The sequence below is a fragment of the Streptomyces sp. BBFR102 genome (assembly GCF_051397025.1).
Classification (GTDB): domain Bacteria; phylum Actinomycetota; class Actinomycetes; order Streptomycetales; family Streptomycetaceae; genus Streptomyces.
This window is the reverse complement of the sequence record NZ_CP195757.1, coordinates 626,349-650,617: the sequence shown is the minus strand read 5'-3', so window position 1 is coordinate 650,617 and position 24,269 is coordinate 626,349. Positions and strand designations below refer to the sequence as shown.

The window sequence follows — 24,269 nt, the reverse complement described above, 5'->3', positions numbered from 1 at the left end:
GTCATGCCATCTAGAAGGAGGGTTCCATGACGGTACGCGCGGCAGTGGCGGGCGCGAGTGGGTACGCGGGCGGCGAGGTGCTGCGGCTGCTGCTCCAGCACCCTGAGGTCGAGATCGGCGCGCTCACCGCGGGCTCCAACGCCGGGCAGCGGCTGGGTGCGCTCCAGCCGCACCTGCTGCCGCTCGCCGACCGGGTGCTGGCGGCCACCACCGCCGAAGCGCTGGCCGGACACGACGTCGTCTTCCTGGCGCTGCCGCACGGGCAGTCGGCCGCCGTCGCCGAGCAGCTCGGCGAGAGCGTGCTGGTGGTGGACATGGGGGCCGACTTCCGACTCGCGGACGCCGCCGACTGGGAGCGGTTCTACGGCTCGCCGCACGCGGGGACCTGGCCCTACGGGCTGCCCGAACTGCCGGGGGCCCGCGCCGCGCTCAAGGGGGCCAGGCGCGTCGCCGTGCCCGGCTGCTACCCGACGGCGGTGTCACTGGCGCTCGCCCCGGCCTACGCCGCCCACCTCGCCGAGCCCGAGGCCGTGATCGTCGCCGCCTCCGGGACCTCCGGCGCGGGCAAGGCCGCCAAGCCGCACCTGCTGGGCAGCGAGGTCATGGGCTCCATGTCGCCGTACGGCGTGGGCGGGCTGCACCGGCACACCCCCGAGATGATCCAGAACCTCAGCGCCGCCGCCGGCGAGCGGGTCACCGTCTCCTTCACCCCGACCCTGGCCCCGATGCCGCGCGGCATCCTCGCCACCTCCAGCGCCAAGGCCCGCCCCGGCGTGGACGCCGCGAGCCTGCGCGCGGTCTACGAGAAGGCGTACGCCGACGAGCCCTTCGTCCACCTGCTGCCCGAGGGCCGCTGGCCCGCGACCGGCGCGGTGTACGGCTCCAACACCGCGCAGCTCCAGGTGGCGTACGACGAGGCCGCCGGGCGGATCGTGGTGATCAGCGCCATCGACAACCTGACCAAGGGCACCGCGGGCGGCGCCGTGCAGAGCATGAACCTCGCCCTCGGACTGCCCGAGACCAGCGGACTGCCCGCCACCGGTATCGCCCCCTGAGCGGGCGCGGACGGCGGAACCGGGCGCGTCCCCCGTACGGGAAGCGTCCTGACACATGCCCCGGGCCCCAGGCGGCGCCGGAGTGGAAGAGGCCGGAAGGCCGGAAGGAGAAGACCGTGAGCGTCACGGCAGCACAGGGATTCACCGCGGCGGGCATCGCGGCGGGCATCAAGGCGAACGGCAACCCGGACCTGGCCCTCGTGGTCAACACCGGCCCCCGCCGATCCGCTGCGGGCGTCTTCACCGCCAACCGTGTCAAGGCCGCGCCGGTCCTCTGGTCCGAGCAGGTCGTGAAGGACGGGCAGGTCGCCGCGGTCGTCCTCAACTCCGGCGGGGCCAACGCCTGCACCGGCCCCAAGGGCTTCCAGGACACCCACGCCACCGCCGAGAAGGTGGCCGAGGTCCTCGGCGAGAGCGCGGGCGACGTCGCGGTCGCCTCCACCGGGCTGATCGGCGAACTGCTGCCGATGGACAAGCTGCTGCCCGGCGTCGAGACGGCTGCCGCCGCGCTCAGCGCGCACGGCGGCGAGAAGGCCGCCATCGCCATCAAGACCACCGACACCGTCCACAAGACGGCCGTCGCCACCGGGGACGGCTGGACGGTCGGCGGCATGGCCAAGGGCGCGGGCATGCTCGCCCCCTCCCTCGCCACCATGCTGGTCGTGCTCACCACCGACGCCGACCTCGACAGCGCCACCCTCGACCGGGCGCTGCGCGGCGCCACCCGCACCACCTTCGACCGGATCGACTCCGACGCCTGCATGTCGACCAACGACACCGTGCTGCTGCTCGCCTCCGGCGCCTCCGGCAAGGTCCCGGGTGAGGCGGAGTTCGCCGAGGCCGTGCGCGCCGTCTGCGACGACCTGGCCCGCCAGCTCATCGGCGACGCCGAGGGCGCCAGCAAGGACATCCGCATCGAGGTGAACGGCGCCGCCAGCGAGGAGGACGCCGTGCAGGTGGGCCGCGCCATCGCCCGCAACAACCTGCTCAAGTGCGCCGTGCACGGCGAGGACCCCAACTGGGGCCGGGTGCTCTCCGCCATCGGCACCACCGACGCCGTCTTCGAGCCCGACCGGCTCGACGTCGCCATCAACGGTGTCTGGGTCTGCAAGGAAGGCGGCGTCGGCGAGGACCGCTCGCTGGTCGACATGCGCTACCGCGAGGTGGCCATCACCGCCGACCTGCACGCGGGCGACGCCTCCGCGGTCATCTGGACCAACGACCTCACCGCCGACTACGTCCACGAGAACAGCGCGTACTCCTCCTGACCCGGCCGGTGCGCGGACCGCCGGCCCGCGCACCGCCAGGAGACCGCCCGGCCCACCCGGCCGCCCAGGACCAGAAGGACGCCCGCACCCATGAGTACCCGTAAACACACCGCCCTGCCCAAGGCGCAGATCCTCGTGGAGGCGCTGCCCTGGCTCACCCGCCACCACGGCAAGACCGTCGTCGTCAAGTTCGGCGGCAACGCCATGATCAACGAGGAGCTGAAGGCCGCCTTCGCCCAGGACATCGTCTTCCTGCGCCATGCCGGGCTCAAGCCCGTCGTGGTGCATGGCGGCGGCCCGCAGATCAACGCCCAGCTCGACCGGCAGGGCCTGGTCAGCGAGTTCAAGGCCGGGCTGCGCGTCACCACGCCCGAGGCGATGGACGTCGTCCGGATGGTCCTCGCCGGGCAGGTCCAGCGGGAGCTGGTCGGCCTGCTCAACCAGCACGGCCCCCTCGCCGTCGGCCTCACCGGCGAGGACGCCCACACCATCACCGCCACCAAGCACCGGCCGCGTATCGAGGGCGAACTGGTCGACATCGGCCGGGTCGGCCAGATCACCGAGATCGACACCGGCGCCATCGAGGCCCTGCTGGAGAACGGCCGCATCCCGGTCGTCTCCTCCATCGCCCGCAGCGCCGACGACGACCACGTCTACAACGTCAACGCCGACACCGCCGCCGCCGCCCTGGCCGCCGCGCTGAACGCCGAGACGCTCATGGTCCTCACCGACGTCGAGGGACTCTACGAGGACTGGCCGCACAGCGACGAGGTGATCAGCCGCCTCAACGCCACCGAGCTGGAGAAGCTGCTGCCCGACCTGGCCAGCGGCATGGTCCCCAAGATGGAGGGCTGCCTGCACGCCGTGCGCAACGGCGTCACCACCGCCCGCGTCATCGACGGACGGGTCCAGCACGCCATCCTGCTGGAGATCTTCACCGACGAAGGCATCGGCACCATGGTCGTCCCGGACCAGGAGGAGCTCACGTGACCACCCTGCCCGCCCACCGCGCCGACTCCGGCGGCAACGCCGCGCTCACCGCCCGCTGGCAGGGCGCCCTGATGGACAACTACGGCACTCCGCGGCTGCCCCTGGTACGCGGCGAGGGCGCCGTCCTCACCGACGCCGACGGCGCCACCTACCTCGACCTGGTCGGCGGCATCGCCGTCAACGCCCTCGGCCACGGCCACCCGGCCGTCGTCGAGGCGGTCAGCCGGCAGATCGCCTCCCTCGGCCACGTCTCCAACCTCTTCACCGCCGAGCCGCCCGTCGCCCTCGCCGAGGAACTGCTCCGCCTCTTCGGCCGCCCCGGACGCGTCTTCTTCGCCAACTCCGGAGCCGAGGCCAACGAGGCCGCCTTCAAGATCGGGCGGCTCACCGGCCGCACCCACACGGTCGCCACCGCGGGCGGCTTCCACGGCCGCACCATGGGCGCCCTCGCCCTCACCGGCCAGCCCGCCAAGCAGGCCCCGTTCCTGCCGCTGCCCGGCGAGGTCACCCACGTGCCGTACGGGGACGCCGACGCGCTGCGCGCCGCCGTCACCGAGGAGACCGCCGCCGTCTTCATCGAGCCGATCCAGGGCGAGAACGGTGTGGTCGTCCCGCCTGCCGGCTACCTCAGGGCGGCCCGCGAGATCACCCGCGCCACCGGCACCCTCCTCGTCCTGGACGAGGTGCAGACCGGGATCGGCCGCACCGGCCACTGGTTCGAGCACCAGGCGCACGAAGGCGTCGACCCCGACATCGTCACCCTCGCCAAGGGGCTCGGCGGCGGCCTGCCCATCGGCGCCACCGTCGCCTTCGGCACGGCCGCAGACCTGCTGCGGCCGGGGCAGCACGGCACCACCTTCGGCGGCAACCCCGTCGCGTGTGCCGCCGGGCTCGCCGTCCTGTCGACCATCGCCGCCGACGGCCTCCTCGACCAGGTGAAGCGGGTCGGCGAGCGGCTGCGCGCCGGAATCGAGGGGCTCGGCCACCCGCTGGTCGGCCACGTCCGCGGCGCGGGTCTGCTGCTGGGTATCGTGCTCACCGAGCCGCTCGCACCCACCGTCCAGCAAGCGGCTCAGGACGCCGGCCTGTTGGTCAACGCGCCCGCCCCCGACGTCGTACGGCTGATGCCGCCGCTGGTGTTCACCGACGAGGAGGCGGACACTTTCCTGCGGGCCCTGCCCGGCGTCCTCGACACCGCGCGGGAGACCGCGGGGAAGACCGCCCAGGGGGAACGATGAGCCGCAGAACGGGACGACGACGATGAGCCAGGCGCACGAGAACGAGAGCGCCCAGGCGGTGCCGCAGACCCGTACCGCCCGCCACCGCCGGATCGTGGACATCCTCAACCGGCAACCGGTGCGCTCCCAGAGCCAGTTGGCCAAGCTCCTGGCCGACGACGGACTGAGCGTCACCCAGGCCACCCTCTCCCGGGACCTCGACGAGCTGAACGCCGTCAAGATCCGCAACGCCGAGGGCGACCTGATCTACGCCGTGCCGAGCGAGGGCGGCTTCCGCACACCGCGCGCCCCGCTCGGCGAGTCCGCCAAGGAGGAGCGGATGCGGCGGCTCTCCGGCGAACTGCTGATCTCCGCCGAGGCGTCCGCCAACCTGGTGGTGCTGCGGACCCCGCCGGGCGCCGCGCAGTTCCTCGCCTCCGCCATCGACCAGGCGGAACTCCACGACGTACTGGGCACCATCGCGGGCGACGACACGCTGATGCTGATCAGCCGCGCCCCCGAAGGCGGCAAGGCCCTCGCCGAGCACCTGCTGCGGCTCGCCCAGAACGACCACTGAGCCCCACGCGCCGGCCCGCTCCCGCACCGGGGGCGGGCCGGCGCGTACCCCGGCGGTCGACAGGGCCGTACCCCACCGGAGGTAGCGGCGGCCCGCCCCGTTCGCCCCCGCGGCCGGAGGACGGGACGGGCCGCGCGCCCTACGCTGGCCGCATGCCCTCCCCAGCCCGGAGCCGCCTCCGGCTCCCGCGAGGCCGCGCCGCCGCCGCCGCCCTGGCCGCAGGGCTCTCCCTGGTGGCCGCCGCCGGAGCGGACCGAGGCGCCGAGGCGCTCGGCGCCGTCAAGGACGCCAGCCGCGAGGCGCTGCGCGAACTGCGCGCCACCCTCGGCGTACTGCGGGACGCCGGGGAGGCGGCGCCGACCGCGCCCGCGCCCGGCCTCGACCGGATCGGCGAGCTCACCGACGCGGCCGGCGCCACCGGCCTCACCGTCACCGTCCACCGCACCGGCCGCACCGAGGGGCTGCCCGTCGAGGCCGGTCTCGCCGCGTACCGCATCGTGCAGGAGTCGCTGACCAACGTCGCCCGGCACGCCCGGGCCATCCGCGATCTTCCACCGCTACCGCACCGAACTGCTGGCCGGAGCCGACCGGCACCACGCCGCGGTACGGGCCATGGAAGTGGCCGGGCGGACCGTCCTCTTCGCCGGCTGCACCGTCATCATCGCCCTGCTCGGCCTGGTCGTCCTCGGCCTCGGCGCCCTTCAGGGCGTCGCCCTCGCGGTCGCGCTGACCGTCCTGGTGACCATGGCCGCCTCGGTCACCCTGCTGCCCGCCCTGCTCGCCCTCGCCGGAGCCCGGATCGAGCGGCAGATCCGGGCCCGGGGGTCGAGGCGGCGCGCCCAGCGCGGGGAGACCGGCGCGGACCCGGCGGACGGCGGGCGCTGGGCCGCCCTCGCCACGGCCGTCGGGCGCCGCCCGCTACCCGTACTGCTCGCCGGGGTCGCGGTGCTGGTGGCGCTCTCGGCGCCGGTGCTCGGGATGCGGCTCGGCTTCGCCGACGCCGGGAGCGACCCGGCCGGGTCGAGCAGCCGTACCGCGTACGACCTGACGGCGGAAGGGTTCGGGCCCGGCTTCAACGGGCCGCTGGTGGTCTTCGCCGTCGTCTTCGGCCTCTCCATGGACTACGAGGTCTTCCTCGTCTCCCGGATGCGCGAGGCGTGGCTACGCGCCGGCGACGCGCGGCGCGCGGTGGGGGAGGGTCTGGCCGCCACCGGCAAGGTGATCACGGCGGCCGCCGCCATCATGATCGTGGTCTTCGCCGCCTTCGTGCTGAGCCCGAGCCGGATGCTCCAGCAGTTCGGCCTCGCCCTCGCGGTGGCGGTCCTGCTGGACGCGGTGGTGATCCGCTGCCTTATCGTCCCGGCGGTGATGCGGCTGCTGGGCGCCCGTGCCTGGTGGCTGCCCGGGCCGCTCGCCCGCGTACTGCCCAGGTCAGGGGCAGGGGCCGGCTGAGCAGGACGGAGGGGCCCGCACCTCGGGAGGCGCGGGCCCCTCGTAGGTACCGCCCGGCGCTCAGGCCGCCGGTGCCGTCTCGTCCGACCCGGCCGCCGCCAGGGCGTCGGTGCGGCGGGCCCGGTGGGCCATCCAGGCGGCCACCAGGGCGCCGGAGACGTTGTGCCAGACGGAGAAGACGGCGGCGGGGAGGGCGGCCATCGGGGAGAAGTGGGCGGTGGCCAGGGAGGCGGCGAGCCCGGAGTTCTGCATGCCGACCTCGAAGGACATGGCGCGGCTGGCCGGGGCGCCGAGGCCGAAGAGGCGGCCCGCGCCGTAACCGAGGGCGAGCCCCGCGCCGTTGTGGAGGACCACCGCGAGGATCACGCTCAGTGCGGCCGACTTGATGGCGTCGGCGCTGCCGGAGACCACCGCCGCGACGATGGCGGCGATGGCGACCGAGGAGAGCCACGGCATGGCGGGCAGCACCCGGTCGACGTACCGCCCGGCGACGAGGCGGACCAGGACGCCGGCGACCACCGGCAGCAGTACGGTCTTGAGGATGTCGCCGACCATCGCGCCCGCGTCCACCGGCAGGTACGCCCCGGCCAGCAGCAGGGTCAGCGGAGGGGTGATGAGCGGCGCCAGCACGGTCGAGACGGTGGCGACCGAGACGGAGAGGGCCACGTCGCCCCGGGCGAGGTAGGTGACGACGTTGGAGGCGGTGCCGCTGGGCGCGCACCCGACCAGGATCACCCCGGCCGCCAGGGCGGGCGGCAGCGACAGCGCGTGGGCGATCAGCCAGCCGAGCCCCGGCATGATCACGTAGTGGGCGACCAGTCCGAGCGCCACTGCCCACGGCCGCTTCACCACGCCCTGGAAGTCGAGCGGCGTCATGGTCAGACCCATGCAGAACATCACGCAGCCCAGCAGGTACGGCACGCCGCCGGTCCACCCGGCGAAGAGCGACGGGGTCGCGAGCCCCAGCGCCCCGGCGGCGAGCACGAGGAGCGGGAAGAGCGTGACGGCGCGGCGGGCCGCGCGGTCCTTGGCGCCGTCGTCGGCGCCGCTGCGGGAGGTCATCTGTTCGGACTGCACGCCCGCGATGCAACGCCCGGCGGGCGGGCACCGCAAACGCGTCTCGTCATGTGGTCACTACAGCTACCCGCCCGGCCCCCACCTCGCCCCCAACCTCACGGGTCAGTACACCTAGCCCCCGGCGGCGGCCGGGCCGGTGCGTGGCGGCAGGGGCAGCGGCAGCCCGGGCAGGCCGTCCATGCTGGTGCCGATGTGCTCCTTCTGGGCGAAGTACGCGTCGAGCGAGGTGTCGTCCTCCCGGGAGAACCGCTTGGCGTGCAGGTCCCGGTCGGACTCGTACGCCATGAAGGGCACCGCGTAGCCGCAGGAGTCGCGGATCTTCTCGGCGTGCACGACGATCACGGCGCGCAGCCCGTGCGGGACGGGGTCGACGCGGGGGAAGCGGGCGACCAGTTCCTCGAAGCGCGGGTCGTCGCGGAAGACCGGTTCGCCCCTGCCGTGCACCCGCACGATGGTGGGCGGACCCTGGAAGGCGCACCACATCAGCGTGATGCGGCCGTTCTCGCGGAGGTGGGCGATGGTCTCGGAGTGGCTGCCGGCGAAGTCCAGGTACGCCAGGGTGAGCGGGTCGAGCACCGCGAAGGAGCCGGTGACGCCCTTCGGGGAGAGGTTGACCGTGCCGTCCCCGGCGAGCGGGGCGCTGGCCGTGAAGAACACCGGCTGGGCCTCGATGAAAGTGCGGAGCCGGCCTTCGATGCGTGCGTGTTCCTTACCCATGCGGGTCATTATTCGCTCCCCCGTGCGGCCGGGAACAGGGTTTCCGGGCCGGGGGAGGGTGCCGCTTTGACGAAGCATGCAGTCGGGTGCATAGTTATGCCTCATGGTGTGCACCGGAGGGGGAGTCTCGCCCGGCGGCCCGCGCCACCAGCACACCCACTCCGTCCCGTGCGAGGAAGCGAGTACAGCAGTGAGCAGCAACAACGGTGACGTCCGCCTCTGGGGCGGCCGGTTCGCGGACGGCCCCGCCGAGGCGCTGGCCAAGCTCTCCGCCTCGGTCCACTTCGACTGGCGGCTCGCCCCGTACGACATCGCGGGCTCCCGCGCCCACGCCCGGGTGCTGCACACCGCGGGACTGCTCACCGAGGACGAGCTGACCCGGATGCTGGCCGGCCTCGACCAGCTGGAGGCGGACGTCGCCGACGGTTCGTTCACCGGCACCATCGCCGACGAGGACGTGCACACCGCCCTGGAGCGCGGCCTGCTGGAGCGGCTCGGCCCCGACCTCGGTGGCAAGCTCCGCGCCGGACGCTCCCGCAACGACCAGGTCGCCACCCTCTTCCGGATGTACCTGCGCGACCACGCCCGGATCGTCGGCGGCCTGCTCGCCGAGCTCCAGGACGCGCTGGTCGGCCTCGCCGAGGCCCACCCGGACGTGGCCATGCCCGGCCGCACCCACCTCCAGCACGCCCAGCCGGTGCTCTTCGCCCACCACGTCCTCGCCCACGTCCAGGCGCTCTCCCGGGACGCCGAGCGGCTGCGCCAGTGGGACACCCGCACCGCCGTCTCGCCGTACGGCTCCGGCGCGCTGGCCGGCTCCTCGCTCGGCCTCGACCCGCAGGCGGTCGCCGAGGACCTCGGCTTCGAGCGGGGCTCCTCGGGCAACTCCATCGACGGCACCGCCTCCCGCGACTTCGTCGCCGAGTTCGCCTTCATCACCGCGATGGCGGGGGTCAACCTCTCGCGGATCGCCGAGGAGGTCATCCTCTGGAACACGAAGGAGTTCTCCTTCGTCACGCTCCATGACGCCTTCTCCACCGGCTCCTCGATCATGCCGCAGAAGAAGAACCCGGACATCGCCGAGCTGGCCCGGGGCAAGTCCGGCCGCCTCATCGGCAACCTCACCGGTCTGCTCGCCACGCTCAAGGCGCTCCCGCTGGCGTACAACCGGGACCTCCAGGAGGACAAGGAGCCGGTCTTCGACTCCGTCGACCAGCTGGAGATCCTGCTGCCCGCCTTCACCGGCATGATGGCCACGCTCACCGTCCACCGGGAGCGGATGGAGGAGCTGGCGCCCGCCGGGTTCTCCCTCGCCACCGACATCGCCGAGTGGCTGGTCCGCCAGGGCGTGCCGTTCCGGGTCGCCCACGAGGTGGCCGGCGAGTGCGTCAAGGTCTGCGAGGCTAAGGGGATCGAGCTGGACCAGCTCACCGACGAGCAGTTCGCCGAGATCTCCGGGCACCTGACCCCCGAGGTCCGCACCGTCCTGGACGTCCCCGGCGCCCTCGCCTCCCGCGACGGCCGCGGCGGCACCGCTCCCTCCGCCGTCGCCGCCCAGCTGGTCGAGGTCAAGGCCGACCTGGTCGTCCAGCACGCCTGGGCCGAGGCGAAGCGGCCCGCCGGCAGGTGACCCGCCGGGCCGTCGGCCCGTCAGTCCGCACGCGAGGACCCCGTACCGGCACCCGGTGCGGGGTCCTCGCGCGGATCGGGCGGCGGCGCGGTGCGCACGGGGTGCGGCCTACGGGCCCCGGAGTGGAGGCGGCTCGCTGCCCTGGTCCACGCGGCCGGACGCGGCCGGGGCGCCGTGGCCGCTGGCCTGTTCGAGCCGCCCTCCCGCTGTCCGAGCGGTGGCGTCAGCCGCCGTCGGCCCATCGCTCCAGCCGCTCGAAGTCGGCCTCGCGCAGGCCCACCCTCCGGTCGACCGGCAGCAGCAGGGCGGGCGCCGGGTGGTGGCGGCGGGCCCACAGCTCGTCGGCCTCCGTGATGTCGTCGTCCACCCACGCGAACCGGCGCGCGTCGGCGTAGGCGAGCAGGCGGCGCGTCTTCCAGAACGTCCCTGCGGGCCCCGGCACGGCCGGCGCCGGGAAGTCGACGTACGGCAGTGGTGGCAGTCCGAGGACCGGGGCGATCCAGGCATTGGCCTCGTCCTCCCAGGTCGTCGCCCAGACCAGCTCGTAGTGGTGCCGGAGCGCGCGCAGCCGCGTGCCGTGGTCCGGGTCGAGCAGGACCGTCAGCGGTTCGGGCCAGCTCCAGCCCGCCGGGCGCATCCGGTGCGGGTGGAAGCCGACCGGCGGCGCGGGCGCGCCGAGGGCGCCGTACGGGTTGAGGGGCCCGTCCACGTCCAGGAACAGCAGCGGCTTCATCACTCCAGGGTGCCCGTTCGGCCCGGGGAAGGCCCTGTGCGGCCCTGCTCCGTCCGCCCGGGCGGTGCGTCGTTACGGGCCTCACGAGACGCCTGAATCCCGAGTGAGACGCCGATGTCTCATTCGGGTTATGATCGTCCTATGTCAGTCGACCGTGACCAGATGTTGCACGCCGCTGCCGCGCTGCTCTCCCGAAAACCCGGCGCCACCATGGACGAGGTGGCCCGCGCCATGGGGGTCGGCCGGGCCACGCTGCACCGGCACTTCGCCGGACGCGACGCCCTCGTCCGCGCACTGGAGGAACTGGGCATCGCCGAACTCGGCGCCGCCATGGACGCGGCCCGTCTCGACGAGGACAGCTCCGAGGAGGCGCTGCGGCGGCTCATCGCCGCCCTGGAGCCCGGCGCCCAGCTGTTCGGCTTCCTGGTCAGCGAGGCCCAGCTCTTCCAGGAGGACGTCAACGAGGGCTGGGACCGGCTCGACGCCCGGATCGCCGCCTTCTTCCGGCGGGGCCAGGAGCGCGGCGAGTTCCGCATCGACCTGCCCGCCGCCTGGCTGACCGAGGCGCTCTACGGCCTCCTCGGCGCGGCGGCCTTCGCCGTCCAGCAGGGCCGCGTCGCCGCCAACGACTTCACCTACCTCATGGCCGAGCTGCTGCTCGGCGGAGCACGCCGGAGCGTGACGCGATGACCGCCCCCCTGCCCACCCCGACGCGGGACGGGGAGCTGAGCCGGGGCGGCCGGTGGACCGCGCTCGCCGTGCTGGTCCTGGCCGTCCTGCTGGTGGCCGTCGACGCCACCGTGCTCGGCCTCGCCACGCCCTTCCTCAGCGAGGACCTGAGGCCGACCGGCACCCAGCTGCTGTGGATCGGCGACGTCTACTCCTTCGTCATCGCCGGCCTGCTGGTCTCCATGGGCAGCCTCGGCGACCGCGTCGGCCGCAAGAAGCTGCTGCTCACCGGCGCCACCGCGTTCGGCCTGGTCTCGGTCCTCAACGCCTACGCCTCCTCGCCCGAGCTGATGATCCTGGCCCGCGCCCTGCTCGGTGTCGCCGGTGCCACCCTGATGCCGTCCACGCTGGCGCTGATCCGCAACATCTTCCACGACGCCCGCGAGCGCAGCGTCGCCATCGGCATCTGGGGCGCGGCCGCCTCGGCGGGCGCCGCCGTCGGCCCGGTCGTCGGCGGGTTCCTGTTGGAGCACTACTGGTGGGGCTCGGTCTTCCTCATCAACCTGCCGGTGATGGCGGTCCTGGTGGTCGTCGGCGTCAAGCTGCTGCCCGAGTCGAAGAACCCCGCACCCGGCCCCTGGGACCTGGCCAGCGTCGGCCTCTCCCTGATCGGCGTCATCGCCGTCGTCTACGCGATCAAGGAAGGCGCGGTGCACGGCGCCTCGTGGGGTGTCGGCGCGGCGCTCGCGGTGGGCGTCGCCGCCCTGGCCTGGTTCGTCCGCCGCCAGCTGACCCTCACGTCCCCGCTGCTGGACATGCACCTCTTCCGCAACCGGGGCTTCTCCGCGGCCGTCCTCGCCGACCTGCTGACCATCCTGGGCCTGGCCGGCCTGGTCTTCTTCCTCTCCCAGTACCTCCAGCTCGTCCAGGGCAGGCGGCCACTGGAGGCCGGGCTCGCCGAACTCCCCGCCGCGATCGGCGCCATCGTCGCCGGCCTCCTCGCGGGCCGGGTCGCGCGCCGCTTCTCGGTCCGGGCGGCGGTCTCCGGCGGGCTCGGTGCGATCGGCCTGGCACTGGGCGCGATCACCCTGGTCGGCCGGCACACGAGCTATCCGCTGCTCGGCGCGATCCTGCTGGTGGTCGGCGTCGGCGCGGGACTGGCCTTCACGGTGACCGCCGACGTGATCCTCTCCACCGTCCCCAAGGAACAGGCCGGTGCGGCCTCGGCCGTCTCGGAGACCGCCTACGAACTGGGCGCCGCCCTCGGCATCGCCCTGCTCGGCTCCATCGTCACCGGGGTCTACCGCGGCTTCCCGACCCCTGAGGGCACCCCCGGCCCGGTCGCCGAGGCCGCCCACGAGTCGCTCGGCGGGGCCGTCGAGGCCGCCTCGGAACTCCCCGCGCAGACGGCGGCGGAGCTGGTCGCCGCCGCCCAGCACGCTTTCGTCGACGGCCTGCATGCCGCCTCGTCGATCGGTGCGGTGGTGCTGGTCGCGACCGCCGTGGCCGCCTGGTTCCTGCTGCGCGGCCAGCGGCTGGAGGACGGGGCGGGCGCGCACCATTGACCGTCGGTCCCGAACACGTGAGAGGGGCCTCCGCCGAGCGGGGCCCCTCTCACGTGTTCGGCGGGCGGCCGGTTCCCCGGGAGCGGCCGGCCTCAGACCGCCCGAGCCTGCCGGAAGGTCAGGCAGCCTTCGCTTTGGTCGCGTACATGTCCACGTACTCCTGTCCGGAGAGCCGCATGACCTCGGTCATCACCGAGTCGGTGACGGCGCGCAGGACGTACCGGTCGCGGTCCATGCCGTCGTAGCGGGAGAACTCCATCGGCTCGCCGAAGCGGACGGTGACCTTGCCGGGGCGCGGCATGCCCTTGCCGCCCGGCTGGATCTTGTCCGTGCCGATGACGGCGAACGGCACCACGGGCGCGCCGGTCATCAGGGTGAGGCGGGCGATGCCGGTGCGGCCCCGGTAGAGCCGGCCGTCGGGGGAGCGGGTGCCCTCCGGATAGATGGAGAAGACCTTGCCCTCCTCCAGCACCCGGCGGCCGGTCATCAGCGCCGCCACCCCGCCGCGTCCTCCGTCCCGGTCCACCGGGATCATCCCCGCGCCCCGGAAGAACCAGGCCATGGCCCGGCCCTTGATCCCCTTGCCCGTCACGTACTCGTCCTTGCCGATGAAGTAGACCGGCCGCTCGCAGCAGACCGGAAGGATCAGCGAGTCGACGAAGGTGAGGTGGTTTCCGGCCAGAATGACCGGCCCGGTGCCGGGAATGTTCTCCGCCCCCTCCACCTGCGGCCGGAACATCAGGCGCAGGACGGGGCCGAGGGTGGCCCTCATGAACGCGAGGCTGGACAAGTGGCCCTCCGATGGCTCGGGTTGGCTTGGCAGGTCGGCGCGAACGCCCGCCGCCGCCCGGGGGCGGCGGGGCCCGGCGCGGCGGGCCAGGCGGTCACCCGGCACGGAACCACGCAGGTGAGGACGATACTCGCGGTCCGCCGCGGCACGCACATCGGGTTGATGAACCCGATACGCAGGGTTGACCTGTGTCGGTCCGCCGTTCGGCCCAGGGTCTCCCGCGGGCAGGCGGAGCGCCCCTACCATCGAGCCGCCTTGTCAGGTTCGGGACACCCAGTGAAACGGAGTCGCTCCATGCCGAAGTCCTCCTCCGGACAGCCCCCCGCCGCCGGCGCCCCGCGCCGCGCCCTGCTCGGCGCCACCGTCGCCTCCGCCGCGGGCCTCGCCCTCGGCCTGCCGCGGGCCGCGCAGGCGGCGGGACCCGCCGAGGCGGCCGCGGGGAGGCGCCCCGGCTCCTTCCGCGACCTGCCGTCCCCGACGGTCATCGCCCACCGCGGCGCCAGCGGCTACCGGCCCGAACACACCCTCGGCGCCTACCGGCTCGCCCTCGACCTGGGCGCCCACATCGTCGAGCAGGACCTGGTGCCCACCAAGGACGGCCACCTCGTATGCCGTCACGAGAACGACATCACCGCCACCACCGACGTCGCCGACCACCCCGAGTTCGCCGACCGCAAGGCCACCAAGTCCATCGACGGGGTGGAGCTGACCGGCTGGTTCACCGAGGACTTCACCCTCGCCGAACTGAAGACGCTGCGCGCCACCGAGCGCATCCCCGGCACCCGGCAGCACAGCACCCTCTACAACGGCCGGTGGGACGTCCCCACCTTCGAGGAGGTGCTGCGGTGGGCCGACAAGGCGGGCGAGGAGCGCGGCGCGCCCGTCTGGCTGCACGTGGAGACCAAGCACCCCACCTACTTCCGTTCGCTCGGCCTCGGCCTGGAGGAGCCGCTGGCCGAGCTGCTGCGCGAGTACCGCCGTGACCGCGCCACCTCGCCGCTGTTCGTCCAGTCCTTCGAGCCGACCAGCATCCACCGGCTCCACCGGCTCGTCGGCACCCCCGGCGTCGTCCTGCTCTCCGCCGCCGACGAACGCCCCTGGGACTTCGTCGAGTCCGGCGATCCGCGCACCGTCGCCGATCTCATCACCCCGGCCGGGCTGAAGGAGATCGCCCGGTACGCCGTGGGCATCGGCCCCACCCTCGACCTGGTCATCCCGCGCCGAGCCGACGGCAGCCTCGGCACGCCCTCGACGCTGGTCGCCGACGCGCACGCCAAGGGGCTGCTCCTGCACCCGTACACGATGCGCAACGAGAACCAGTTCCTGCCCGCGGAGTTCCGCCGAGGCACCGACCCGAACGCCTACGGCGACGCCTTCGGTGCCTTCCGCGCCTATCTCGGGACCGGGATCGACGGCATCTTCTCCGACCAGTGCGACACCGCGCTGCTCGCCGCCGCCGAGCACCGGCGGCGCTGACTGCACCGCCCGCGCCGCCCCGTAGCCGTACGCGCCCCCTGCGCGTCACTGGCGTGCGCCGGGTGTCACCAAACGGAGTGACAGGTGACCGTCCGGGGCAACTTACCGGGCGGCCGCCTCGTCACGCCGGGCATGACGAAGACCGACCCCGCCGGGTGGCTGACCCGCGACACCTACGCCGCGCTCCGGCCGCCGCTGGCCCGGGCGGCGGCCGCGGAGGCCGTGCTGACCGGGCTGGACGCCGCCGATCTCGAACAGGCCGCCTGGCTGCGGCTGCTGGAAGGGGCCCGGACCCTGGGCCCGCCCGCCGACCCCGGTCCCGGCCTGCTCGCCGCCGTGCGCAGCGAGGCGAGGGCGGCCCTGGAGGCCCTGCGGCGCGAGGCGGTCGCGCAGAGGCGGCCGAGGCCGCTGGCCACCGGCCCCGCCGGGTGCCCCGAGAGCCGGGTCCTGAGCCGGGAGGCCGCCGCCGAGTTCCGCCGGGCGGTCGACGCGCTCACCCCCCGCTGCCGTGGCCTGGTCGTCGCCCTGCTCTCCGGCCGCGACCTCACGTACCGTGAAATCGCAGGAGCGTTGGGTATCTCACAAGGCAGCGTGGGGCCGGAGCGTTCCCGTTGCCTTGGATGCCTGCGCAGAATGCTCGCGACGGAGGTTGGAGCTCCTGGCCCGGGGGGAATGGAGCGATAGACAACCGGCGGAACAGGTGAGCGAGAGGCATGCGCACATGGGCATGAGTGTGACCGTGGCTGCGGCGCGGGAGAGCGACGCCGAGCAGATCTTCCGGCTGCAGTACCTGTGCTTCCAGAGCGAGGCCGAGCGGTACGGCAACTACCGCATCGAGGCTCTGGTGGAGCCCCTCGACTCGGTCCGGGCCTCGGTGGGCCGGGACTGCGTCTTCGTGGCCCGCCTCGGCGAGGAGGTGGTCGGCGCGGTCACCGGCACCGTGGACGGCGACGGCACCGCGCGGATCGGCAAACTCTGCGTCCATCCCCGCCTCCAGCGGCACGGGCTCGGCGCGCGGCTGCTGTTCGCCGTGGAGCGCGCCCTGACCACCGAGCGGGGCGCCAGCCGCCTCAGGCTGCACACCGGTCACCGCAGCGACCTCAACCTCCGGCTCTACCGGCGCGCCGGATACGCCGCGGTGGGGGACACCACGGTCGACGGCGTCCAGCAGGTCGTACTGGAGAAGGCCGCGCGGACCGGGCAGGAGTACGCCGCCAGCGCCTGACGGCGGCCGGGGGCCGCCCCGGACACGCGGGCGGCCCGCCTCCGGCGAGGAGACGGGCCGCCCGGGGCGACACGGCGCGGCTCAGGCGCGCGGCCGCCGCAGCCACAGGATGCCGGTCACCGGCAGGATCACGGGGATGAAGAGGTAGCCCCGGCCGAACTCCGACCAGACCGTGGAGTCCGGGAAGGCCGAGGGGTCGGCCAGCGTCCAGATCCCGACCAGCACCACGCCGGCCAGCTCCACCGCGCAGCAGACCAGCGCCGCCACCCGGGCGCGCTCGCCGCCGCGGGCCAGCGTGTAGGTGATGAAGGCGTACACCACCGCCGCCGCCGCCGAGAGCGTGTACGCCAGCGGGGCCCGGTCGAACTCGGTCGCGATCTGGTAGGCCGACCGCGAGACGGCGCCGACCACCATGACGCCGTAGACCCACACCAGCAGCGTGCCGGGGCCCTCGACCAGCTTGCGGCGGGGCGGTGCGGCGGCCGGCTGCCCGGTGCCCTCCGGGACGTGTCGTGTCTCGCTCATCCTCAGCCTCCCCAGATGTCGTAGAGCCGCACCTGGAGGACGGCGAGGACCACGCCGCCGGCCAGGACCGTCATCGAGCCCCAGCGGGTCCGCTCGGCCAGTGACATGAACCCGGCGGCCGGGACGCAGGCGGCGGCACCCAGCAGGTACGAGACGAAGAGCACGGTGCCCTGCTCCGGCGACCGGCCTCGGGCCAGTTGCACCACACCGACCACCAGCTGGGCGACGGCCAGCAGCGACACCACCGCCATGCCGATGAAGTGCCAGTCCTTGGTCGGTTCGTGGCGGGCGAACGCCAGTCCGCACCAGGCGGCGAGCAGCAGCGCGCAGACCGCGGTCGCGATCGTCAGGGCATCCAGCATGCGGCGAACCCTATTACGGGCCATTTCACCCGCCGTCGGCGGCCCACCCCCGCACCCCCGCGGCCGGCCTGGAGCCGGTCGTACAGTCGGGCAGCATGAAGATCGAAGCCGACGCCCTGCTGTTCGACAACGACGGAACCCTCGTCTCCTCCGTGGACTCCGCGCTGCGGTGCTGGACCCGGTGGGCTGAGGAGGCGGGGCTGACCGCCGCCGACTTCGCCGGGGTCCCGATGCACGGCAGGCCCTCCGCCGAGATCGTCGCCGACCTCGTGCCGGCCGCCGGGGTGGCCACCGCCGTCGCCCGCATCGAGGAACTGGAGATGGCGGCCGTCGGGGAGGGCGTCGAGCCGGTGCCCGGCGCCCTCGGCCTGCTCGGCTCGCTCGCCGCCGACCGCTGGGCGGTGGTCACCTCCGCCAGCCGCCGTCTCGCCGAGGCCAGGCTCGCCGCCGTCGGCATCCGTCCGGCCACCGTGATCGCCGCCGACGACATCACCCGGGGCAAGCCCGACCCGGAGCCCTTCCTGCTGGCCGCCGCCCGCCTCGGTGTCGCACCCGAGCGGTGCGTGGTCTTCGAGGACGCCCCGGCCGGGCTCGCCTCCGGCCGGGCGGCGGGTATGCGGACCGTGGCCTTGACCACATCGCACCCGGCGGCGGAGCTGACCGCCGACGCCGTGGTGGCCGACCTGACCGCGGTGTCCGTGCAGGTCAACGGGGGGTCGCTGGAAATCCTGATAGCGGACTGACTGACTCCGCTTGGTGGTCCGGGTGTTGTCCACGGCTGTCCGGCATGTGGACAGCCGGGCCTGCGGCGGTCTGCTTGTCTGCTTTACTGGTCCGCATGACCACGACGAGCAGCCGCGTACCCGCGACCGAGGCGATCACCGCGCCCGGTGCTCGTTGTCTGCGCGACGGCCGAATGCGCGCCTTCTGAGGGCCCCTGCCGCATCTCCTCGCGCCCCGAAGCGAGACGGCTGAGACGCCACGCCCGTCCCAGGCCCCGCAGCGGGCCGGACACCGCGCGCGCCCACCCCACCGCACACGGTCCCCCACGCGGCTTGGCCGCGCCCCGGACCGTGCCGCGTTCCCCACGAATGCCCCCGCGTCCGGCGTACGCGCCGCCGCGCACACGACAGTGATGGATACCCCTGTGATCACCACATCGGGACTGACCAAGACCTACCGCACCCGGGGCCGAGAGGTCACCGCCGTCGACCACGTCGACCTCACGGTGCGCGAAGGCGAGGTGTACGGCGTCATCGGCCAGAGCGGTGCCGGCAAGTCCTCCCTGATCCGCTGCATCAACCTCCTGGAGCGCCCCACCTCCGGGACGGTCACGGTCGACGGCACCGACCTCACCGCACTCGCCGGGCGCGGCAACCGCGCCGGCCGCGACCTGCGCCGCGCCCGCAGCCGCATCGGCATGGTCTTCCAGCACTTCAACCTGCTGTCGACCCGTACCGTGCGGGACAACGTCGAGCTGCCGCTGGAGATCCTCGGCCACTGCGGTGCCGAGCGCACCCGCAAGGCGCTCGAACTCCTCGACCTGGTCGGCCTCGCCGACAAGGCCGGGGCGTACCCGGCACAGCTCTCCGGCGGCCAGAAGCAGCGGGTCGGCATCGCCCGCGCCCTCGCCGGGGACCCCAAGGTCCTCCTCTCCGACGAGGCCACCAGCGCCCTCGACCCGGAGACCACCCGCTCCATCCTCCAGCTCCTGCGCGACCTCGGGCGGCAGCTCGGCCTCACCGTGCTGCTGATCACCCACGAGATGGACGTGGTCAAGTCCATCTGCGACTCCGCCGCGCTGATGGAGCGGGGCCGGATCATCGAGTCCGGCACCGTCCCCGAACTGCTCGCCACCCCCGGCTCGCAGCTCGCCTCCGCCCTCTTCCCGGTGAGCGGCGAGACCGGCGGCGCCGAGCGGACCGTCCTCGACGTCACCTTCCTCGGTGAGTCGACCTCCCGGCCGGTCATCTCGCAGCTCTCCCGTACGTACAACATCGACATCTCGATCCTCGGCGCCGCCATGGACACCGTGGCCGGACGCCAGGTCGGCCGGATGCGGATCGAACTGCCCGGCCGCTACGAGGACAACGTCGTGCCGATCGGCTTCCTGCGCGAGCGGGGCCTGCACGTCGAGAACGCGGCCGAGGCGGCCCTGCCGGCCGCCGACGCCGCCCCCGCCCTGGTGAAGGAAGATGCCAAGTGACCTGGTCCGAGATGCGGCCCCTGCTGGAGCAGGCGAGCTGGGACACGCTGTACATGGTCGGCTGGTCCACCGTCATCGCCGTCCTGCTCGGCCTGCCGCTGGGCATCCTGCTGGTCCTCACCGACCGGGGCGGGCTGCTCCAGAACTCGGTGGCCAACAAGGTCATCGGGCAGATCGTGAACATCGCGCGTTCGATGCCGTTCATCATCCTGATGGTCGCGCTGATGGGTTTCACCCGCTGGATCACCGGCACCACCATCGGCCGTGAGGCGGCCATCGTGCCGCTGGCCATCGGCGCCATCCCGTTCTTCGCCCGGCTCGTGGAGACCTCGGTACGCGAGGTGGACTCCGGACTGGTCGAGGCGGTGCAGTCGATGGGCGGCTCGACCTGGACCGTGGTCCGCAAGGTCCTGGTCCCCGAGTCGCTGCCGTCGATGATCGCCGGTGTCACCACCACCGTCGTGACCCTCATCGGCTACTCGGCGATGGCCGGCACCGTCGGGGCCGGCGGCCTCGGCGACATCGCCATCCGCTACGGCTACCAGCGCTTCGAGTCCGGCCTGATGTGGATCACCGTCGCGATCCTGGCCGTCGTCATCTCCCTGATCCAGTTCGCGGGTGACTTCGCCGCCCGTGGCCTGCACCGCCGCGGCGGCCGTTCCGGCGCCGCCCCCCGGCTCCGGTTCCTCCGCGACCGCACCCCGGCCGCCGGCGCGCAAGCGCGGACCGGCACCGAACCGGAAGTCACCAAGGCTTCCTGACCCACCGCACCACCCCGGCCCGTGACCCCTTGTTCTAAGGGCGAGGCCGACCACCCGGAAAGAGGCACTTGTCGTGCGTAAGAACCTGAAGATCACCACCGCCTTCCTCGCCACCGGCGCGCTCGCCCTCGGCCTCTCCGCCTGCGGCGGCTCCGAGTCCGACTCCGCCTCCGGCGACAAGGACGGTCCGCTGACCGTCGCGGCCAGCCCCACGCCGCACGCCGTCATCCTCGACTACGTCAAGGAGAACCTGGCGAAGGACGCCGGGCTCGACCTGGACGTCAAGGAGTTCACGGACTACGTCCTGCCGAACACCGCCACCGAGGACGGCTCGGTCGACGCCAACTTCTTCCAGCACCAGCCCTACCTGGACGACTTCCAGAAGAAGAACGGCACCCACCTCACGTCGCTGGCCCCGGTCCACCTGGAACCGCTCGGCCTCTACTCGAACAAGATCAAGAGCGCCGGCGGCCTCAAGAAGGGCGCCACCGTCGCCCTGCCCAACGACACCACCAACGAGGCGCGCGCCCTCCAACTCCTCGCCGACGAGGGCATCATCGAACTGAAGAAGGACGCAGGCGAGGCCGCGACCCCCAAGGACATCGCGAAGAACCCGAAGGACCTCCAGTTCAAGGAACTGGAGGCCGCGCAGGTGCCGCGTTCCCTGGACGACGTGGACGCCGCGGTAGTCAACGGCAACTACGCCGTCGAGGCCGACCTCAGCCCCCAGGACGACTCCCTGGTCCTGGAGAAGGCCGAGGGCAACCCGTACACCAACCTCCTGGTGGTCAAGGAGGGCGCGGAGAAGGACCCGCGCGTCAAGAAGCTCGTCGAGCTGCTCCACTCGCCCGAGGTGAAGAAGTTCATCGAGGACGAGTTCAAGGGCTCCGTCATCCCGGCCTTCTGAGCCCCGCAGCGGTAAGCGAGAGAGCGAGACAGCACCATGCGCAAGAACCTGCTCGCCGCCGTGGCGGGCGCCCTCACCCTGGGCCTGGCCCTCACCGCGTGCGGCTCGGGCTCCGGCTCCGACGACGCGTCCGGCGCCGAAGGCCCCCTGGTCGTCGGAGCCACCCCCACCCCGGCCGGAGAGATCCTCCAGTACGTCGAGAAGAACCTGGCGAAGGACGCCGGGCTCGACCTGGACGTCAAGGAGTTCACGGACTACGTCCTGCCGAACACCGCCCTCCAGGAGGGGACCCTCGACGCCAACCTCTACCAGCACAAGCCCTACCTGGACGAGTTCAACCAGTCCAAGGGCACCGAGCTGGTCGCGCTCGACGAGATCTACCTGCCGCCGACCGGGGTCTACTCCGAGAAGGTCGAGGACCTCGCCGATCTGCCCCGGGGCGCCACCGTGGCGGTGCCCAACGACGTCACCAACGAGGGCCGCGCCCTCAACCTCCTCGCCGGGGAAGGGCTCATCGAGCTGAAGAAGGGCGCGGGCGCCGACGCCGGCCCCTCCGACATCGCGAGGAACCCCAAGAAGATCACCATCAAGGAGCTGGACCCCGCCCAGCTCCCGCGGTCCCTCAGCGACGTCGACGCCGCCGCCATCAACAACAACTTCGCCCTCGACGCGGGCCTCAGCCCCCGCGAGGACGCCATCCTCCTGGAGAGGGCCGAGGACAACCCGTACAACAACGTCCTCGCCGTCAAGAAGGGCAACGAGAACGACCCGCGGGTCAAGAAGCTCGCGGAGCTCCTCACCTCGCCCGAGGTGAAGAAGTTCATCGAGGACACGTACAAGGGCTCCGTCATCCCGGCCTCCGCCGGCTGACCCGCCCTCACCCGCCGGCCGCACCACGGCCGTCGTCCTCCCCTCGAAGGAGCGCGACCCCGTGGTGCGTCCGACGGCCTCGATGCTGCATGCTGGGCACTCGGCCAGGCCCAGAAGGTTACGGAGAGCGGCGCATGACAACCACCTTCCCGGACATCTCCCTCAGCACCGAACGGCTGGTGCTGCGCCCCCTGGAAGTGGCGGACATCCCCCCGTTCACCGAGATGATGAACGACGAACTCGTCACCGCCTGGACCACCGCCCCGCACCCCTACACCGAGGGTGACGCCCACGACTGGATCACCCGGGCCGCCCCCGCCGAGCGGCTGCGCGGGCGCGGCATCGTCCTGGCCGTCACCGAGTTCCTCACCCAGCGCCTGGTCGGCACCGTCCACCTGCGACACGTCGACCGCCGCGTCCGCTCCGCCGAACTCTCCTGCGTCGTCGCGCCCTGGGCCCGCGGCGAGGGGTACGCCTGCGAGGCCGTCGTCGCCCTGGCCCAGTGGCTCTTCGGCGACCAGCGCTTCGAACGCCTGGAGATGCGCACCGCCGCCGGGAACACCGCCGCCCAGCAGGTCGCCCAGAAGACCGGCTGCATCAGCGAGGGCGTGCTGCGCGGCGCCCGGATAGCGCGGACCCGCACCGAGGACGGCAGCTGGGCCGAGTTCCGCACCGACCTGATCGTGTGGAGCCTGCTCCCCGAGGACCTCGAAGGGGTCGGCGAACAACTCGCCGAGTCCGGCGGCTACCCGGCCTACTCCGACTGGAACTGACCCCCGCTCCCGCGCCGCAGCCCCCGCCCGGGCCGTCGTCGGCCCCCGGTACCCTGCACCCTCAGTCCGCCGGGCGGCACCACCTCCGCACGCCCCCACCAGCGCCTCGGCGCAGACCACAGGAGACAGACGACGATGGCCGACCGGGTCACGGTGATCGGCTGGGACGGCACCCCCCTGACCTCGGCGGCCCGCTCCGCGCTCGCCGCCGCCACCCTGGTGGCCGGCGCCGCTCACCACCTCGCCCTGCCCGACGTCCCCGCCCGCGCCGAACAGGTGCGCCTGGGCTCCGTCCACCTCGCCGCCCGGCGGATCGCCGCCCACCGCGGCACCGCTGTCGTCCTGGCCGACGGCGACCCCGGCTTCTTCGGCGTGGTCCGCGCCCTGCGCGCCCCCGAACACGGCCTGGAGGTCGAGGTCGTCCCCGCCGTCTCCCTGGTCGCCACCGCCTTCGCCCGCGCCGGGATGCCCTGGGACGACGCCGAGGTCGTCGTCGCCCACCGCCGCACCCTGCGCCGAGCGGTCAACGTCTGCCGCGCCCACACCAAGGTCGCCGTGCTCACCTCGCCCGGTGCCGGACCCGCCGAACTCGGCCTGCTGCTCGGCGTCATCCACCGCACCTTCGTCATCTGCGAGGAACTGGGCACCGACCGCGAGCAGGTCACCGTCGTCACCTCCGACCGGGCCGCCGACCACAGTTGGCGCGACCCCAACATCGTCCTGGTGGTCGGCGGCACCTCCGCCCAGAGCCCCGACGGCGGCTGGCGGGCCGGCCGCGACCTCACCCGCAACCGCCGCGGCTGGGCCCTGCCCGGCTCAGGGGGCCACGAGGGCGAGGGGCAGCGGCTGCGCGCCTGCCAACTGGCCCTGCTCGGGCCGCGCCCCGGCGACCTGGTCTGGGACATCGGCTGCGGGTCGGGGGCGCTCGCCGTCGACGCCGCCCTGTTCGGGGCCGCCGTCATCGCCGTCGACGCCGACCGCGCCGCCTGCGAGCGCACCGCCGAGGCCGCGCGGCGCGACGGCGTCCAGCTCCAGACGGTCCACGGCAGCGCCCCGCACGTCCTGGAGGACCTGCCCGAGCCCGACGTGGTCCGGGTCGGCGGCGGCGGACCCGAGGTGGTCTTGGCCGTCGCCGACCGGCGCCCCGCGCGCCTGGTCACCCACGCCTCCACCAGGGACGCGGCCGAACGCGTCGGCCGCGACCTGGCCGCCCACGGCTACCGGGTCTCCTGTTCCCTGCTCCAGTCGGTGGAGTTGACGACCGACACCTGGACCGAGCGCGGGCGGGCCGTGGTCTTCCTGCTCTCCGGAGAGCTCCCCGACCGCGCCCCGTGACGGGCCCCGTACGCGGCGCGCGGTAGGCTGGCGGATCGTTGTACCGCATGTGGGCCCGTGGCGCTTCCTCCGGTGATGTCCGGACAAGG

Annotated in this window: 24 protein-coding genes and 2 pseudogenes; 20 read left to right on the top strand and 6 right to left on the bottom strand. The window is 73.4% G+C overall.

Features of this window, described 5'->3' with window-relative positions:
* Positions 1–26: 26 nt before the first annotated feature.
* The 7 genes and pseudogenes from argC to ACSLIC_RS02975 all read left to right on the top strand — a co-directional run.
* Positions 27–1,055, top strand: a complete 1,029-nt coding sequence (gene argC, locus ACSLIC_RS03005; RefSeq protein ID WP_436736106.1) for an N-acetyl-gamma-glutamyl-phosphate reductase — start codon at positions 27–29, stop codon at positions 1,053–1,055.
* A 116-nt stretch (positions 1,056–1,171) separates the two neighbouring features.
* Positions 1,172–2,323: a bifunctional glutamate N-acetyltransferase/amino-acid acetyltransferase ArgJ gene (gene argJ / locus ACSLIC_RS03000; RefSeq protein WP_436736105.1), complete on the top strand. Its 1,152-nt coding sequence runs from the start codon at positions 1,172–1,174 to the stop codon at positions 2,321–2,323.
* 90 nt (positions 2,324–2,413) lie between these two features.
* A complete protein-coding gene (gene argB / locus ACSLIC_RS02995) occupies positions 2,414–3,313 on the top strand; it encodes an acetylglutamate kinase (protein WP_436736104.1) in 900 nt (299 codons plus the stop codon).
* Between the two features lie 71 nt (positions 3,314–3,384).
* Positions 3,385–4,551 (top strand): acetylornithine transaminase, encoded by a 1,167-nt coding sequence (locus ACSLIC_RS02990; RefSeq protein WP_436740260.1) that lies wholly within the window; start codon positions 3,385–3,387, stop codon positions 4,549–4,551.
* Positions 4,552–4,573: 22 nt separating this feature from the next.
* Positions 4,574–5,107, top strand: coding sequence for an arginine repressor (locus ACSLIC_RS02985; RefSeq protein WP_436736103.1), 534 nt, complete (start codon positions 4,574–4,576; stop codon positions 5,105–5,107).
* Between the two features lie 239 nt (positions 5,108–5,346).
* A pseudogene (locus tag ACSLIC_RS02980) lies at positions 5,347–5,652 on the top strand (sensor histidine kinase); the annotation flags it as partial.
* Position 5,653: 1 nt separating this feature from the next.
* Positions 5,654–6,559, top strand: a pseudogene (locus tag ACSLIC_RS02975) (MMPL family transporter); the annotation flags it as partial.
* Between the two features lie 60 nt (positions 6,560–6,619).
* Here the strand turns inward: ACSLIC_RS02975 and ACSLIC_RS02970 are convergent.
* Entirely contained in the window at positions 6,620–7,621 is a 1,002-nt protein-coding gene (locus ACSLIC_RS02970) for a bile acid:sodium symporter family protein (RefSeq protein ID WP_436740259.1), read from the bottom strand.
* 126 nt (positions 7,622–7,747) lie between these two features.
* Positions 7,748–8,362, bottom strand: a complete 615-nt coding sequence (locus ACSLIC_RS02965; protein WP_436736102.1) for a pyridoxamine 5'-phosphate oxidase family protein — start codon at positions 8,360–8,362, stop codon at positions 7,748–7,750.
* A 181-nt stretch (positions 8,363–8,543) separates the two neighbouring features.
* Between ACSLIC_RS02965 and argH the strand changes: the two genes are divergently transcribed.
* Positions 8,544–9,983, top strand: a complete 1,440-nt coding sequence (argH, locus tag ACSLIC_RS02960) for an argininosuccinate lyase (protein ID WP_436736101.1) — start codon at positions 8,544–8,546, stop codon at positions 9,981–9,983.
* A gap of 223 nt (positions 9,984–10,206) precedes the next feature.
* Here argH and ACSLIC_RS02955 read toward each other — a convergent pair whose 3' ends face one another.
* Positions 10,207–10,716 carry an HAD domain-containing protein gene (locus ACSLIC_RS02955; protein WP_436736100.1) on the bottom strand — a complete coding sequence of 170 codons (510 nt, stop codon included), beginning with the start codon at positions 10,714–10,716 and terminating at the stop codon, positions 10,207–10,209.
* Positions 10,717–10,857: 141 nt separating this feature from the next.
* Between ACSLIC_RS02955 and ACSLIC_RS02950 the strand changes: the two genes are divergently transcribed.
* Together ACSLIC_RS02950 and ACSLIC_RS02945 are read left to right on the top strand one after the other, a co-directional pair.
* On the top strand, positions 10,858–11,406 hold the full coding sequence (locus ACSLIC_RS02950; protein WP_436736099.1) for a TetR/AcrR family transcriptional regulator: 549 nt from the start codon (positions 10,858–10,860) through the stop codon (positions 11,404–11,406).
* Positions 11,403–12,950, top strand: a complete 1,548-nt coding sequence (locus ACSLIC_RS02945) for an MFS transporter (RefSeq protein WP_436736098.1) — start codon at positions 11,403–11,405, stop codon at positions 12,948–12,950. The genes ACSLIC_RS02950 and ACSLIC_RS02945 overlap by 4 nt, the downstream gene beginning before the upstream one ends.
* Before the next feature lie 118 nt (positions 12,951–13,068).
* On the opposite strand, the gene ACSLIC_RS02940 is transcribed toward ACSLIC_RS02945, so the two are convergent.
* The gene (locus tag ACSLIC_RS02940) at positions 13,069–13,722 is read right to left on the bottom strand and encodes a lysophospholipid acyltransferase family protein (RefSeq protein WP_436736097.1); all 654 of its coding nucleotides are present in this window, start codon (positions 13,720–13,722) and stop codon (positions 13,069–13,071) included.
* A gap of 312 nt (positions 13,723–14,034) precedes the next feature.
* Here ACSLIC_RS02940 and ACSLIC_RS02935 point away from each other — a divergent pair, with 312 nt between their 5' ends.
* The 3 genes from ACSLIC_RS02935 to ACSLIC_RS02925 all read left to right on the top strand — a co-directional run bounded on the left by ACSLIC_RS02935 (position 14,035) and on the right by ACSLIC_RS02925 (position 16,441).
* On the top strand, positions 14,035–15,216 hold the full coding sequence (locus ACSLIC_RS02935) for a glycerophosphodiester phosphodiesterase (RefSeq protein ID WP_436736096.1): 1,182 nt from the start codon (positions 14,035–14,037) through the stop codon (positions 15,214–15,216).
* A 132-nt stretch (positions 15,217–15,348) separates the two neighbouring features.
* Positions 15,349–15,900: an RNA polymerase sigma factor gene (locus ACSLIC_RS02930; RefSeq protein ID WP_436736095.1), complete on the top strand. Its 552-nt coding sequence runs from the start codon at positions 15,349–15,351 to the stop codon at positions 15,898–15,900.
* 37 nt (positions 15,901–15,937) lie between these two features.
* The gene (locus tag ACSLIC_RS02925; RefSeq protein ID WP_436740258.1) at positions 15,938–16,441 is read left to right on the top strand and encodes a GNAT family N-acetyltransferase; all 504 of its coding nucleotides are present in this window, start codon (positions 15,938–15,940) and stop codon (positions 16,439–16,441) included.
* An 81-nt stretch (positions 16,442–16,522) separates the two neighbouring features.
* On the opposite strand, the gene ACSLIC_RS02920 is transcribed toward ACSLIC_RS02925, so the two are convergent.
* Both ACSLIC_RS02920 and ACSLIC_RS02915 read right to left on the bottom strand, forming a co-directional pair.
* Complete coding sequence (locus ACSLIC_RS02920; protein ID WP_436736094.1) at positions 16,523–16,966, bottom strand: hypothetical protein; 444 nt, start codon at positions 16,964–16,966, stop codon at positions 16,523–16,525.
* A gap of 2 nt (positions 16,967–16,968) precedes the next feature.
* The gene (locus ACSLIC_RS02915) at positions 16,969–17,328 is read right to left on the bottom strand and encodes a hypothetical protein (RefSeq protein WP_359717338.1); all 360 of its coding nucleotides are present in this window, start codon (positions 17,326–17,328) and stop codon (positions 16,969–16,971) included.
* A gap of 95 nt (positions 17,329–17,423) precedes the next feature.
* On the opposite strand from ACSLIC_RS02915, the gene ACSLIC_RS02910 reads away from it, so the two are divergent.
* The 7 genes from ACSLIC_RS02910 to cbiE all read left to right on the top strand — a co-directional run bounded on the left by ACSLIC_RS02910 (position 17,424) and on the right by cbiE (position 24,180).
* Positions 17,424–18,071 (top strand): HAD-IA family hydrolase, encoded by a 648-nt coding sequence (locus tag ACSLIC_RS02910; protein WP_436736093.1) that lies wholly within the window; start codon positions 17,424–17,426, stop codon positions 18,069–18,071.
* Positions 18,072–18,475: 404 nt separating this feature from the next.
* A complete protein-coding gene (locus tag ACSLIC_RS02905) occupies positions 18,476–19,534 on the top strand; it encodes a methionine ABC transporter ATP-binding protein (RefSeq protein ID WP_436736092.1) in 1,059 nt (352 codons plus the stop codon).
* Entirely contained in the window at positions 19,531–20,295 is a 765-nt protein-coding gene (locus tag ACSLIC_RS02900; protein ID WP_436736091.1) for a methionine ABC transporter permease, read from the top strand. The genes ACSLIC_RS02905 and ACSLIC_RS02900 overlap by 4 nt, the downstream gene beginning before the upstream one ends.
* A 73-nt stretch (positions 20,296–20,368) precedes the next feature.
* Complete coding sequence (locus ACSLIC_RS02895) at positions 20,369–21,202, top strand: MetQ/NlpA family ABC transporter substrate-binding protein (RefSeq protein ID WP_436736090.1); 834 nt, start codon at positions 20,369–20,371, stop codon at positions 21,200–21,202.
* Positions 21,203–21,238: 36 nt separating this feature from the next.
* Positions 21,239–22,072, top strand: a complete 834-nt coding sequence (locus ACSLIC_RS02890; protein WP_436736089.1) for a MetQ/NlpA family ABC transporter substrate-binding protein — start codon at positions 21,239–21,241, stop codon at positions 22,070–22,072.
* Positions 22,073–22,206: 134 nt separating this feature from the next.
* Complete coding sequence (locus ACSLIC_RS02885) at positions 22,207–22,845, top strand: GNAT family N-acetyltransferase (RefSeq protein WP_008412485.1); 639 nt, start codon at positions 22,207–22,209, stop codon at positions 22,843–22,845.
* A gap of 135 nt (positions 22,846–22,980) precedes the next feature.
* Complete coding sequence (gene cbiE, locus ACSLIC_RS02880) at positions 22,981–24,180, top strand: precorrin-6y C5,15-methyltransferase (decarboxylating) subunit CbiE (RefSeq protein ID WP_436736088.1); 1,200 nt, start codon at positions 22,981–22,983, stop codon at positions 24,178–24,180.
* Positions 24,181–24,269 lie beyond the last annotated feature (89 nt).

Coding starts and splice junctions, on each gene's coding strand:
- argC (WP_436736106.1), top strand. CDS start 27: ATGACGGTACGCGCGGCAGTGGCGGGCGCGAGTGGGTACGCGGGCGGC.
- argB (WP_436736104.1), top strand. CDS start 2,414: ATGAGTACCCGTAAACACACCGCCCTGCCCAAGGCGCAGATCCTCGTG.
- ACSLIC_RS02990 (WP_436740260.1), top strand. CDS start 3,385: ATGGACAACTACGGCACTCCGCGGCTGCCCCTGGTACGCGGCGAGGGC.
- ACSLIC_RS02985 (WP_436736103.1), top strand. CDS start 4,574: ATGAGCCAGGCGCACGAGAACGAGAGCGCCCAGGCGGTGCCGCAGACC.
- ACSLIC_RS02970 (WP_436740259.1), bottom strand. CDS start 7,621: ATGACCTCCCGCAGCGGCGCCGACGACGGCGCCAAGGACCGCGCGGCC.
- ACSLIC_RS02965 (WP_436736102.1), bottom strand. CDS start 8,362: ATGACCCGCATGGGTAAGGAACACGCACGCATCGAAGGCCGGCTCCGC.
- ACSLIC_RS02955 (WP_436736100.1), bottom strand. CDS start 10,716: ATGAAGCCGCTGCTGTTCCTGGACGTGGACGGGCCCCTCAACCCGTAC.
- ACSLIC_RS02950 (WP_436736099.1), top strand. CDS start 10,858: ATGTCAGTCGACCGTGACCAGATGTTGCACGCCGCTGCCGCGCTGCTC.
- ACSLIC_RS02945 (WP_436736098.1), top strand. CDS start 11,403: ATGACCGCCCCCCTGCCCACCCCGACGCGGGACGGGGAGCTGAGCCGG.
- ACSLIC_RS02940 (WP_436736097.1), bottom strand. CDS start 13,722: ATGAGGGCCACCCTCGGCCCCGTCCTGCGCCTGATGTTCCGGCCGCAG.
- ACSLIC_RS02935 (WP_436736096.1), top strand. CDS start 14,035: ATGCCGAAGTCCTCCTCCGGACAGCCCCCCGCCGCCGGCGCCCCGCGC.
- ACSLIC_RS02930 (WP_436736095.1), top strand. CDS start 15,349: ATGACGAAGACCGACCCCGCCGGGTGGCTGACCCGCGACACCTACGCC.
- ACSLIC_RS02925 (WP_436740258.1), top strand. CDS start 15,938: ATGGGCATGAGTGTGACCGTGGCTGCGGCGCGGGAGAGCGACGCCGAG.
- ACSLIC_RS02920 (WP_436736094.1), bottom strand. CDS start 16,966: ATGAGCGAGACACGACACGTCCCGGAGGGCACCGGGCAGCCGGCCGCC.
- ACSLIC_RS02915 (WP_359717338.1), bottom strand. CDS start 17,328: ATGCTGGATGCCCTGACGATCGCGACCGCGGTCTGCGCGCTGCTGCTC.
- ACSLIC_RS02910 (WP_436736093.1), top strand. CDS start 17,424: ATGAAGATCGAAGCCGACGCCCTGCTGTTCGACAACGACGGAACCCTC.
- ACSLIC_RS02890 (WP_436736089.1), top strand. CDS start 21,239: ATGCGCAAGAACCTGCTCGCCGCCGTGGCGGGCGCCCTCACCCTGGGC.
- ACSLIC_RS02885 (WP_008412485.1), top strand. CDS start 22,207: ATGACAACCACCTTCCCGGACATCTCCCTCAGCACCGAACGGCTGGTG.
- cbiE (WP_436736088.1), top strand. CDS start 22,981: ATGGCCGACCGGGTCACGGTGATCGGCTGGGACGGCACCCCCCTGACC.